The organism is Streptomyces sp. M41 (assembly GCF_043673425.1).
Taxonomy (GTDB): domain Bacteria; phylum Actinomycetota; class Actinomycetes; order Streptomycetales; family Streptomycetaceae; genus Streptomyces.
The window spans coordinates 452,308-463,132 of the sequence record NZ_JBIMKE010000003.1 but is presented as its reverse complement, the minus strand read 5'-3'; the positions used below and the strand labels follow the sequence as shown (position 1 = coordinate 463,132).

At 70.4% G+C, this 10,825-nt stretch carries 12 protein-coding genes; 7 read left to right on the top strand and 5 right to left on the bottom strand.

What is annotated here, in order from left to right; translation table 11 throughout:
* The first annotated feature begins 288 nt into the window (after positions 1 to 288).
* Positions 289 to 849: a VanZ family protein gene (locus tag ACHBTE_RS06550; protein WP_394722461.1), complete on the top strand. Its 561-nt coding sequence runs from the start codon at positions 289 to 291 to the stop codon at positions 847 to 849.
* 107 nt (positions 850 to 956) lie between these two features.
* Complete coding sequence (locus ACHBTE_RS06545; protein ID WP_394722460.1) at positions 957 to 1,163, top strand: PspC domain-containing protein; 207 nt, start codon at positions 957 to 959, stop codon at positions 1,161 to 1,163.
* Between the two features lie 112 nt (positions 1,164 to 1,275).
* Here ACHBTE_RS06545 and ACHBTE_RS06540 read toward each other — a convergent pair whose 3' ends face one another.
* Entirely contained in the window at positions 1,276 to 2,550 is a 1,275-nt protein-coding gene (locus tag ACHBTE_RS06540; RefSeq protein WP_394722459.1) for an MFS transporter, read from the bottom strand.
* A 63-nt stretch (positions 2,551 to 2,613) separates the two neighbouring features.
* Here ACHBTE_RS06540 and ACHBTE_RS06535 point away from each other — a divergent pair, with 63 nt between their 5' ends.
* The gene (locus ACHBTE_RS06535) at positions 2,614 to 3,567 is read left to right on the top strand and encodes a LysR family transcriptional regulator (protein WP_394722458.1); all 954 of its coding nucleotides are present in this window, start codon (positions 2,614 to 2,616) and stop codon (positions 3,565 to 3,567) included.
* Positions 3,568 to 3,678: 111 nt separating this feature from the next.
* Here the strand turns inward: ACHBTE_RS06535 and ACHBTE_RS06530 are convergent, their stop codons facing one another.
* On the bottom strand, positions 3,679 to 4,440 hold the full coding sequence (locus ACHBTE_RS06530) for an alpha/beta hydrolase (protein ID WP_394722457.1): 762 nt from the start codon (positions 4,438 to 4,440) through the stop codon (positions 3,679 to 3,681).
* Between the two features lie 150 nt (positions 4,441 to 4,590).
* Between ACHBTE_RS06530 and ACHBTE_RS06525 the strand changes: the two genes are divergently transcribed.
* The 3 genes from ACHBTE_RS06525 (at position 4,591) to ACHBTE_RS06515 (ending at position 7,460) form a co-directional block, all read left to right on the top strand.
* On the top strand, positions 4,591 to 5,754 hold the full coding sequence (locus ACHBTE_RS06525) for an adenosine deaminase (RefSeq protein WP_394722456.1): 1,164 nt from the start codon (positions 4,591 to 4,593) through the stop codon (positions 5,752 to 5,754).
* A 137-nt stretch (positions 5,755 to 5,891) separates the two neighbouring features.
* Entirely contained in the window at positions 5,892 to 6,245 is a 354-nt protein-coding gene (locus ACHBTE_RS06520) for an ATP-binding protein (RefSeq protein WP_394722455.1), read from the top strand.
* 198 nt (positions 6,246 to 6,443) lie between these two features.
* Positions 6,444 to 7,460 carry a sigma-70 family RNA polymerase sigma factor gene (locus ACHBTE_RS06515; protein WP_394722454.1) on the top strand — a complete coding sequence of 339 codons (1,017 nt, stop codon included), beginning with the start codon at positions 6,444 to 6,446 and terminating at the stop codon, positions 7,458 to 7,460.
* Here the strand turns inward: ACHBTE_RS06515 and ACHBTE_RS06510 are convergent.
* On the bottom strand, positions 7,344 to 7,730 hold the full coding sequence (locus tag ACHBTE_RS06510; protein WP_394722453.1) for an STAS domain-containing protein: 387 nt from the start codon (positions 7,728 to 7,730) through the stop codon (positions 7,344 to 7,346). The genes ACHBTE_RS06515 and ACHBTE_RS06510 overlap by 117 nt on opposite strands.
* 173 nt (positions 7,731 to 7,903) lie before the next feature.
* On the opposite strand from ACHBTE_RS06510, the gene ACHBTE_RS06505 reads away from it, so the two are divergent.
* A complete protein-coding gene (locus ACHBTE_RS06505; RefSeq protein WP_394722452.1) occupies positions 7,904 to 8,824 on the top strand; it encodes an AEC family transporter in 921 nt (306 codons plus the stop codon).
* A gap of 3 nt (positions 8,825 to 8,827) precedes the next feature.
* On the opposite strand, the gene ACHBTE_RS06500 is transcribed toward ACHBTE_RS06505, so the two are convergent.
* Positions 8,828 to 9,409 carry a Uma2 family endonuclease gene (locus tag ACHBTE_RS06500; RefSeq protein ID WP_394722451.1) on the bottom strand — a complete coding sequence of 194 codons (582 nt, stop codon included), beginning with the start codon at positions 9,407 to 9,409 and terminating at the stop codon, positions 8,828 to 8,830.
* Positions 9,410 to 9,504: 95 nt separating this feature from the next.
* Positions 9,505 to 10,782, bottom strand: coding sequence for a thymidine phosphorylase (locus ACHBTE_RS06495; RefSeq protein ID WP_394722450.1), 1,278 nt, complete (start codon positions 10,780 to 10,782; stop codon positions 9,505 to 9,507).
* Between the last annotated feature and the right edge of the window lie 43 nt (positions 10,783 to 10,825).

The window sequence follows — 10,825 nt, the reverse complement described above, 5'->3', positions numbered from 1 at the left end:
CCCCCCCCCCCCCGACCCACACCCCACCCGCAAGCGCTACGCACGCCCCCACCGAACCCGCACAGGCGCCGCAGGCACCAACGCGAACCCCCACAAGCACCGCAGGCATCAACGCGCCCCACACAGGCGCCGCAGGCACGGCAGGCACGGCAGGCACGGCAGGCACCAACGCGAACCCCCACCAACCCCACCCCCGCCCAGCCGCCGCAGGGCACGGTGTGGCCAACGCCTCACCCCACCCCCCCACCACCCGGAACCGATCCTGCCGGGGGGCGCGTCTAGGGGGGCGTGCAGCGTCAAGGCTTCATCGGCGGCGGCAGCGCCGCGATCAGCATCCCGCTTCGTGCGACGGGCAGCGTCCTGCTGGTCGCCCACCTCGCATTCGTCGCCTGGCTCACGCTGCGCCCCCTGGACGTCCCCTGGGTCATGCCCGCCAACCTCCACCCCTTCGACGGCATAAGGGCCGACCTAGCCCTCGGCTGGCAGGAAGCCGCCCGCCGTATCGCCGAGGGCCTCGCCCTGCTCGCCCCCCTGGGCGTGCTCATCCCCATGGCACACGGCAGACTCACCACCTCCCCCCTCGGCTCCCTGGTCCGTACGGCCGCCGCAGCCGCCCTCATCTCGCTCGGCATCGAGCTGCTCCAGACCGGCGTACCCGGCCAGGTGGTCGACGTCGACTCCCTGCTCCTGAACACGGCCGGCGTGGCGATGACGCATGCGGCGATCGTCCCCGCGTCCCGGGCCTGGCTCCGCCGCAGGACCCGTCGCACACACGCCTCGACCGTCCCCCAGGAGGAGCCCTCTCAGGGACGGACCCCGACGATTCCCAGGGTCGGCATAGCCCCATAGAGTGACGCTTTGCCCGCTTCGTCGCCGTAGCGTGGATGTCAGATGAGGCACCCACACGGAGAGCCCACCAAGGGGCTCCAGCCGACGCCAAGCGAAGGAGCCGCACCATGACCGCGCTCGCCCGACCCACCCACGGCCGCATGATCGGCGGAGTGTGCGCCGCGCTGGCACGGCGCTTCGGCACCTCCGCGACGACGATGCGCGTGATCTTCCTGGTCTCCTGCCTGCTCCCGGGCCCGCAGTTCCTGCTCTACATAGCGCTGTGGATCCTGCTGCCCTCGGAGAACAAGGCGGCGACCCGCACGGCCTGGTAGCAAACCAGCGCCCGCACAAACGAATGCGCCCCCGCCACAACGGCGGGGGCGCACTCCCAGAGCGTCACGCGAAGCATCCCGCAGAGCGTCACGCGAAGCACCCCGCGGAGCGTCACGCGGCCTCGGCCAGCTCCCGCCGCCGCACCCGAGCCGCCCGAGTCCCGAACAACGTGATCGTCACAACTCCGGCCACCGCCAGCAGCCCGACCCCGACGGTCCCGCCCCAGCCGCCCGCGTGGAAGGCCACCGCGCCGACCATGCTGCCCGCGCTGGAACCGACGTAGTACGCGGACTGGTACAGCGCGGCCGCCTGCGCCCGCCCGTGCGTCGCGGTCTTGCTGACCGCCGAGGACGCCGCCGCGTGCCCGGCGAAGAACCCGCCGGTGATCAGCACCAGCCCGAGCAGCACCAGCGGAAGCGACCCCGCGAGAGACAGCAGCAGCCCGGCCGCGGTGGTGGCGCCGGCCGCGTACAGCGCGCCTCGCCGCCCGAGCCGCCCCACCAGCCGCCCGGCCATGGAGGCCGAGACCGTACCGACCAGGTACACGAGGAAGATCGAGCCGATGATGCCCTGGGGCAGGCCGAAGGGCGCCTCCGTCAGCCGGTATCCGATCACCGTGTACACGCCGCCGAAGACCGTCATGAACAGCGCGCCGATGGCGTACAGCCGGCACAGCAGCGGATTGGAGAGATGGTTTCGCACCGTACGGACGAGCACCCCCGGCCGCAGCGACCCCGGCTTGAAGTGACGCGGCGCCGGAAGCAGCAGCCGGAAGGCCACCGCGCACGCCACGGCGATCGCGCCGATGGCACCGACGGCGACCCGCCAGCCCCACTCCTGCGCGACCCAGCCGGTGATGACCCGGCCGCTCATGCCGCCGACGCTGTTCCCGGCGACGAACAGCCCGATCGCGGTGACCAGTGCCCTCGGCCGGACCTCCTCCGCGAGATACGCCGTCGCGGACGCCGGCAGACCCGCCAGCGCGGCACCCTGGACCGCCCGCAGCGCGACCAGGACCGTGAGGTTCGGTGCGAAGGGCACGAGCAGTCCGACCGTCACGGCCACCACCAGCGACACCGTCATGACCGTACGACGTCCGAAGCGCTCCGACAGTGCGCTCATGGGTAGCACGAAGAGGGCCAGTCCACCCGTGGCCGCCGCCACCGTCCAGCTCGCCGCGCTCGCCGTGACCCCGAACTCGCCGGAGATCAGCGGCAGAAGGGCCTGGGTGGAGTAGAGCAGTGCGAAGGTCGCGACACCGGCGAGGAAGAGGGCGAAGCTCATCCGGCGGTAGCCGGGGCCGCCCGGGGCCATTCGGGAGTCGACGGCAGGGACAGGGTGCGCGGCGCCCACGGTGGTGGACGCCCCGGTACTGGCGGGAGACATGCTTCGAAGTTACGTACGGCCCCACTCATCCGTCCAATGCATGGATTCGCCATAATCGTTCCCATGGTGCATCAACACAGCTCACAGGCTCGCCTGTCACCATCCAGTGACACAGAAGACATGACGATGTTGCTCGCACCGCGCCTCGCGTATTTCGCCGGCGTCGCACGCACCGAGCACGTCACCAGGGCCGCGCAGGAGATGCAGGTCCCGCAGTCCACGCTGTCCCGTGCCATGGTCCGCCTGGAGCAGGATCTGGGCGTCGACCTGTTCGCCCGGCATGGCCGTACGGTCTCCCTGACTCCCGCCGGCCGCGCCTTTTTGACCTCGGTGGAACGCGCCCTCGGCGAGATCGGGCGGGCCGCCGACGAGGTCCGTGCCGATGCCGATCCGGCCACCGGCAAGGTCGCGTTCGGCTTCCTGCACACCATGGGCGCGGAGACGGTCCCCGGCCTGCTGCACGCCTTCCGCGCCGATCACCCCCGCATCCGCTTCAGCCTGGTCCAGAACTACGGCGAGGCGATGCTCGAACGCCTCCGGGCGGGCGAGCTGGACCTGTGTCTGACGTCCCCCGTCCCGGACGCCCCCGATCTGGTCGCCCGCCGCCTGGACGAACAGAAGCTGCGGCTGGTCGTCCCGGCCGACCACGCTCTGGCCACCCGCAAGCGGATCCGCCTCGCGGAAGCGGCGGACGAGACCTTTGTGACCCTGGAGCCCGGCTACGGCATGCGCCGCATCACGGACGACCTGTGCCAGGAGGCGGGCTTCAAGCCCCGTATCGCCTTCGAGGGCGAGGAGGCGGAGACCTTGCGCGGCCTGGTCGCCGCGGGGCTGGGCGTCGCCCTCCTCCCGCCGCCGACGGTCCCCCGTCCAGGAGTGGTGGAACTGACGGTCACGGCGCCGAGGGCGGCGCGGGAGATCGGCGTCGCGTGGCTGGCGGACCGCCCGGACACCCCTCCGGTGGCCGCCTTCAAGAGGTTCCTGCTCTCGAGGCGGGGCAACCTGCTGCCCACCTGAGGACGACACGTCAGGGGCGCGGGGAACTGCGCGAGCAGCCACATCCCGCCCCGCACCCACCGACGCACCGAACACCCCGACGCCGCGACCACCCTGCCGCCGCGACCACCCCTACCGCCGCAACGACTTCCCGAACCCCGAAGCCAAGGGCATCCGCAACCCCAGCGGCGGCGGAGCGGCGAACGCATCCTCGACCGGCCGCGAGAAGGCCCGCCCGAACAGCACGCCCATGATGAAGTCCTCTGCCAGTGCGAGGACTTCGTCCCGGTGCTGCTGCAACCCGTGCCGGTCGGAGTGCACTTCGAACCGGCACACCTCACGGTTCGCCTTCTTCGCCCGCGCCGCCAACCGGAACGACAACTCGGGATCGGTCCGCTCGTCGTTGGTCCCGTGGACGATCATCACCCGCCGCCCGCCGAGCTGCTTCACCGGTTCGGGCGACGCCGCCATGTCCTCCTCGGGCAGCCAAGGCGCCATCGCCAGTACGGAGTTCACGGCCTCGTGCCCGCCCGCCTGGAGCGCCGCACGCCCGCCCATGTCGACCCCGGCGAGGCAGACGGGAACGTCGCCATAGCGGCGTACGACCTCGTCGGCGGCCCACAGCGCGTCGCTCCGGTGGTTGGCGTCGCTGCCGTTCCACCCGCGAAACCGATAGTGGACGACATGCGTGACGAGCCCCTCCTCGCGGCCCGCCCGCGCCAGCCGGCGTCCCAGGGTCCGCAGGTACGAGGTCGCCAACAACGTTGCCGGCTTGCGATGTGAGACCTCGTCACCGCCGGGAAGCAGGAGCACCGCCCCGCTCACCGCTGTCGGCTCCGGCCCGATCGGCCTGCCCAGTCGGGCCCTGCGAACCGGCGTCGCTTGCTGTGCCATGACAGAACAGTGTCAGAAGTGCGGGTGTACGCGACCCGTCCGTGGGGTCACTGTTACGTATCGACGGATTCGTAAAGCAGTCAACGAGACAAGTGAGCGAAGAGCAACGAAGAACGAGCTCTCTACGCGCGTAGGCGTTAGAGTGCGGAAATGACGAGCCAGACTGCCCCGAAGGCGCACACCCCGAGCTCGGATCAGATCCGCCGGGCTCCGAAGGTTCTGCTGCACGACCACCTCGACGGCGGGCTCCGCCCCGGCACTGTCGTCGACCTCGCCCGCGAGTCGGGCTACACCCAGCTCCCCGAGACCGACCCCGACAAGCTCGGCGTCTGGTTCCACGAGGCCGCCGACTCCGGCTCGCTGGAGCGGTATCTGGAGACCTTCTCGCACACCGTCGGCGTGATGCAGACCCGTGAGGCCCTCGTCCGGGTCGCGCGCGAATGCGCCGAGGACCTCGCCGAGGACGGGGTCGTCTACGCCGAGGTGCGTTACGCGCCCGAACAGCACCTCGAAGGCGGCCTCAGCCTCGAAGAGGTCGTCGAGGCCGTGAACGAGGGCTTCCGGGAAGGCGAGCAGCTCGCCCGGGCGAACGGCCACCGCATCCGCGTGGGTGCGCTGCTGACCGCCATGCGGCACGCCGCCCGCGCCCTGGAGATCGCCGAGCTCGCCAACCGCTATCGCGATCTCGGTGTCGTCGGCTTCGACATCGCGGGCGCCGAGGCCGGCCACCCGCCCACCCGGCATCTCGACGCCTTCGAGTACCTCAAGCGCGAGAACAACCACTTCACCATCCACGCGGGCGAGGCTTTCGGGCTGCCGTCCATCTGGCAGGCCCTCCAGTGGTGCGGCGCCGACCGGCTCGGGCACGGGGTGCGCATCATCGACGACATCCAGGTGCAGGCCGACGGCTCGGTGAAGCTCGGCCGGCTCGCGTCGTACGTACGGGACAAGCGCATCCCGCTGGAGCTGTGCCCCAGCTCCAACCTCCAGACGGGCGCCGCCGACTCCTACACCGCCCATCCGATCGGTCTGCTGCGACGGCTGCATTTCCGCGCCACCGTGAACACCGACAACCGTCTGATGTCCCACACCAGTATGAGCCGGGAATTCGAGCATCTTGTCGAGGCATTCGATTACACGCTCGACGACATGCAGTGGTTCTCCGTCAATGCGATGAAATCATCGTTCATTCCTTTCGATGAACGACTCGCGATGATCAATGACGTGATCAAGCCCGGGTATGCCGAACTCAAGTCCGAATGGCTCTTCCAGCAGACCACGTCTACCAGCGGCTCTGCGGCCGAGGAGGAGTGAGCGGGCGGTCTGCGCGTACACGGAACGCAAACCGCATTCACAATCCGTCCTCATTTCGATGTTTGCGGCGGCAGCCGGGGCGTGTTTACGGTCGAGGACCGCTCACAACCCCGTAACGAATTTCGAGGTCGCATTTCATGAAGCAGTCTGCTGCCAAGACCCTCGGTGTCGCCGCTCTCGGTGCCGCCTTCGCCGCCGCGGGCGCCGGCGCCGCGAACGCCGTGCCGGTGGGACCGGAGGCCGCCGGCACGGCGCTGGACACCGTGACCAGGACGCTCCCCGCCGAGAACCTCTCCCAGGCGACGCCCGCCGCCACCGAGGGCCTGGCCCAGGGGCAGGAAGCGGTCACCTCCGGGCTCACCGCCGCGCAGCCGGCTGCCGAGCAGGTGCTCGCCGGCGGTCCGACCGGCCTGGTCACCGGGCTGCTCGGCGGTCTGCCCACCCAGGGCCTGCCCACTCAGGGGCTGCCGGTGAGCGCCCCGGTCGCCTGACCCGCCTCATCCGAGCAGCGCCGCTGGGGCGCACCCTCCGACACGGGTGCGCCCCAGCGGTGTGTCGGTTCCGGCGCACCCCTTCGACCTGCGCATTCACCCGCTCCGGGGGCCATTGTCAGTGGGCTGCGGTAGCTTCCGAAGTGTTGGGCGCGACGAGGCGTCCTACCGGGATACGGCCACAGGGGTGGGTGGACGATGAGCGACGGCACGGCGACAGCGACGGACCTCGACATCAGGCTGGAGAAACACCGCGTCGAACTGACCGGATACTGCTACCGCATGCTCGGCTCCTCCTTCGAGGCTGAGGACGCGGTGCAGGACACGATGATCCGCGCCTGGCGGAGCTACGACAAGTTCGAGGGGCGCTCCAGTCTCCGCTCGTGGCTGTACCGCATCGCGACGAACGTCTGCCTGGACATGCTGACCGCCGGCAACAAGCGGGCCAGGCCCATGGACCTGACCGAGTCGACGCCGCTCGCCCAGGCGGCGCTCTCCCCCCGTCCGGACAACACCTGGCTGGAGCCGATGCCGGACAGCCGGGTGCTGCCCACGACCGACGACCCGGCCGAGGCGGCCGTCGCCAAGGAATCGGTGCGGCTCGCGTTCATGGCCACCCTTCAGCAACTGCCGCCCAAGCAGCGGGCGGTGCTGATCCTGCGCGAGGTGCTGGCCTGGAAGGCGAGCGAGGTCGCCGAGCTGCTCGGCACCACGGTCGCGTCGGTCAACAGCGCGCTTCAGCGGGCGCGCGCGACGCTCGCCGAGCAGCACCAGCCGGGTGGGAAAGCGGCCGTCTCCAACCCGCTGGACGAGGAGCAGCAACAGCTTCTGAACCGCTATGTCGCGGCCTTCGAGGGCTACGACATGACGGCGCTGACGGCCTTGCTGCACGAGGACGCCATCATGACGATGCCGCCGTTCGACCTGTGGCTGACGGGCGTGGAGGACATCACCGGCTTCATGACGACGCTCGGCGCCCCCTGCGCCGGCTCGCGTCTGGTGCCGGTCCAGGTCAACGGGCTGCCGGGGTTCGCCCAGTACAAGCCCGACCCGGAGAAGGGCGGCTTCACGCCCTGGGCGGTCCAGGTCCTGGAGATCTCAGACGGCCGGATCACCGGGTTCCACTGCTTCCTCGACACTCAGCGCTGGTTCCCGCTGTTCGACCTCCCCCTCCACCTCGAAGCTGAGGCCGACCAGGTCCAGGAGGGCGTGTAGCGCGGGACCGGCGTCCCGCAGCCGTATCCGGCCACCGACCCGCCGCGCGGTGAGCTGGAGGCGGGCCAGCAGCTCCACGGCGCTCAGTCCCGGCGGTCCGAGCCCGCCGACATCGCACACCAGGACCCCTGCCCCGGCGGCCTCCAGCCGCGCCCGCGCCTCGTCGCACAGCCCCGCCACCTCTTCCCGGGTGACGGGGCCGGCCAGCACGAGTACAGCGGGTGTCATGGCGTCCACGATCGGTAGACCGGGCGGGCGGGCAGAACTCATCGGACCGGCGGCTCCCTCGTCCGGTGCCCGGTGTGTCACGTCCGTGCGAGGGGTGTCCGTCGACCGGGATCACATTGACCTGCCGCCCTCCTTCCCAGGAGGGTTTGCTGTATGCGCCACCTATCAGCACGTTCCCGAATACGTCGCGGTTTCCTCCCAACCAAGGAGGTTCCGTGCAGGGGGTGTTGACCGGGTTCGCGGTGATCGCGGTCGTGATCGGGGTGGGCTATGCGATCGGTCGGCGCGGCCACCTCGGCGTTCATGGCCGTGAGGTCCTCACCAAGCTGGCCTTCCACGTGGCCTCTCCGGCGTTGCTCTTCACGACCCTCGCGCAGACCGACCTCTCGGTGATCTTCTCCAGCCGCCTCCTGGTCACCGCCCTGAGCACGGCCGCGGCGGCCGGTGTCTTCGTCGCGGTCGGGGTCGTACGGCGCTGGGGCGTGGGCCGTACGACGATCGGCGCGCTGTGCTCCAGCTATGTGAACTCCGGCAATCTCGGTATCCCGATCGCGGTGTATGTGCTGGGAGACGCGTCGCTGGTGGCGCCGGTGCTGCTGTTCCAGCTGGTCGGGGTCACCCCGATCGCCCTGACGATCCTCGACCTGTCCGGCGGGGGCGGGGAGGGCCCGCTGTGGCGGCGCCTGCTCACCCCGCTGCGCAATCCGATCGCGGTCGGCTCACTGGCGGGCGTGGCGGTGTCGGCGGCGGGCCTGAAGGTCCCGGCCCCGGTCATGGACCCGCTGACCCTGATCGGCGGCATGTCGGTACCGGCGGTCCTGCTGGCCTTCGGCATCTCCCTGTGCGGCAGCACGATGCCCGGCCGGGGGCCCGACCGGCATCCGGTCCTGCTCTCGGTCGCCCTGAAGTCCCTGGTCCAGCCCGCGGCAGCCTGGGCCCTCGCGGCGGGCGTCTTCGGTCTGCGCGGCGCTCCTCTGCTCGACGTGGTGGTGACGTCGGCGCTGCCCGCCGCCCAGAACCTCTATACGTATGCGTCGAGTTACAGGGTGGGCGAGCGGTTGGCGCGGGACTCGATCCTGCTGTCGACGGTGATTTCGGTGCCGGTGCTGGTCCTGGTGGCGGCCTTGCTGGGCTGACGATCAGTCGACCGGGAATTCGCCGGTGTCGATCGTCACGTCGAACGGGTCCGGCACCTTGATGGGGTCACCGAACTTCACAGCGCTCAACATCCGGTACACATCGCCCTTGGGCTCCCCGAAGAGCGTTGCGGTGGGCCCTCCGGGGGCCCAGCGGTCGATCAGCAGGTAGAGCGGGATCCCGGCGGTGGCGTAAGCGGCGGGCTTGCTGTCACGGTCGTGGGCGTTGGACTTGGAGGTCACCTCGACAACGAGTTCGGCCAGGGCCGCCGGGATGTGCGATTCCGCCTCCGCGCACTCCTGCACGGGGGCCACGAGCAGGTCAGGGATGAGCATGCCCAGGCGTGACGGCACGGCGATCGCCAGCGTCTGGAAGATCCCCCAGTCCTCGGGGATCGCGGAGTAGAGGCGACGTTGAACTCGGGCCGCGATCACGTGGTGGCGGGATGCGGGAGCAGGTGACACGGTGATGATCCCCTCAATGATCTCCACCTTGCTGCCCTCGGGCCATTCCATCTCCTCCCAGTACCGGACGAGGTCCTCCCAGTTCTGGTCGGTGTCCTGGCTCACGGTGAGTGCGCTCATGGCCGTCTCCTATCGGTGCGTCACCGATCCCAGCATGCCGAACGGGACCGGTGGGGGCCCACCGATCCCGTTCACCCGAATGGGAAACCGCCTGGTCAGGCGATACGTTCCAGCACCACGTGCGACGCCGTGAAGTCCGTTCCAGCCCCCGCGATGTCGTAAGAGGCCTCCACCGCCTCCAGCGCGTACGCGAACCGCTCAGGCGTGTCCGTGTGCAGGGTCAGCAGGGGCTGACCCTCGCGAACCTCGTCGCCCGGCTTGGCATGCATCTCCACGCCCGCGCCCGCCTGCACCGGGTCCTCCTTGCGCGCACGCCCCGCGCCCAGGCGCCAGGCGGCGACGCCGATGTCGTAGGCGTCGAGGCGGGTCAGGACGCCGGAGGACGGGGCCTTGATCACGTGCTGCTCGCGCGCGACCGGCAGCGCGGCGTCCGGGTCGCCGCCCTGGGCCGCGACCATGCGACGCCAGACGTCCATCGCCGAGCCGTCGGCCAGGGCCTTCGCGGGGTCGGCGTCCTTCACTCCGGCGGCGTCCAGCATCTCGCGGGCCAGGGCGATGGTGAGCTCGACGACGTCCGCGGGGCCGCCGCCCGCCAGGACCTCCACCGACTCGCGGACCTCCAGGGCGTTGCCGGCCGTGAGGCCGAGCGGGGTCGCCATGTCGGTGAGGAGCGCGACCGTCTTCACGCCGTGGTCGGTGCCCAGGCCCACCATCGTGGAGGCCAGCTCCCGCGCGTCCTCGATGGTCTTCATGAAGGCGCCGGTGCCGACCTTGACGTCCAGGACCAGCGAGCCCGTACCCTCCGCGATCTTCTTCGACATGATCGAGGACGCGATCAGCGGGATCGCCTCGACCGTGCCGGTGACATCACGCAGGGCGTACAGCTTCTTGTCGGCCGGCGCCAGGCCGTCGCCCGCCGCGCAGATCACCGCGCCCGTGGTGTCGAGGACGTCGAGCATCTCCTCGTTCGACAGCAGGGCGCGCCAGCCGGGGATCGACTCCAGCTTGTCCAGGGTGCCTCCGGTGTGGCCGAGGCCCCGGCCGGAGAGCTGCGGGACCGCGGCACCGCAGGCCGCGACCAGCGGGGCCAGCGGGAGCGTGATCTTGTCGCCGACGCCACCGGTGGAGTGCTTGTCGGCGGTCGGGCGGGACAGGGACGAGAAGTCCATGCGCTCGCCGGAGGCGATCATCGCGGCTGTCCAGCGGGCGATCTCACGGCGGTTCATGCCGTTGAGCAGGATCGCCATGGCGAGCGCGGACATCTGCTCGTCGGCGACCTCCCCGCGGGTGTACGCGTCGATGACCCAGTCGATCTGCGCGTCGCTGAGTTCGCCGCGGTCCCGCTTGGTGCGGATGACAGAGATGGCGTCCATGGCCATGGCTTTCCTTCCGGCCGTACGTTCAGAAAAACGGCAC

Excerpts from the sequence above, each read along its gene's own strand:
- ACHBTE_RS06510 (WP_394722453.1), bottom strand. The coding sequence starts at position 7,730 with ATGAGTTCTGCCCGCCCGCCCGGTCTACCGATCGTGGACGCCATGACA.
- ACHBTE_RS06535 (WP_394722458.1), top strand. The coding sequence starts at position 2,614 with ATGGTGCATCAACACAGCTCACAGGCTCGCCTGTCACCATCCAGTGAC.
- ACHBTE_RS06525 (WP_394722456.1), top strand. The coding sequence starts at position 4,591 with ATGACGAGCCAGACTGCCCCGAAGGCGCACACCCCGAGCTCGGATCAG.
- ACHBTE_RS06545 (WP_394722460.1), top strand. The coding sequence starts at position 957 with ATGACCGCGCTCGCCCGACCCACCCACGGCCGCATGATCGGCGGAGTG.
- ACHBTE_RS06515 (WP_394722454.1), top strand. The coding sequence starts at position 6,444 with ATGAGCGACGGCACGGCGACAGCGACGGACCTCGACATCAGGCTGGAG.
- ACHBTE_RS06530 (WP_394722457.1), bottom strand. The coding sequence starts at position 4,440 with ATGGCACAGCAAGCGACGCCGGTTCGCAGGGCCCGACTGGGCAGGCCG.
- ACHBTE_RS06520 (WP_394722455.1), top strand. The coding sequence starts at position 5,892 with ATGAAGCAGTCTGCTGCCAAGACCCTCGGTGTCGCCGCTCTCGGTGCC.
- ACHBTE_RS06500 (WP_394722451.1), bottom strand. The coding sequence starts at position 9,409 with ATGAGCGCACTCACCGTGAGCCAGGACACCGACCAGAACTGGGAGGAC.
- ACHBTE_RS06540 (WP_394722459.1), bottom strand. The coding sequence starts at position 2,550 with ATGTCTCCCGCCAGTACCGGGGCGTCCACCACCGTGGGCGCCGCGCAC.
- ACHBTE_RS06495 (WP_394722450.1), bottom strand. The coding sequence starts at position 10,782 with ATGGACGCCATCTCTGTCATCCGCACCAAGCGGGACCGCGGCGAACTC.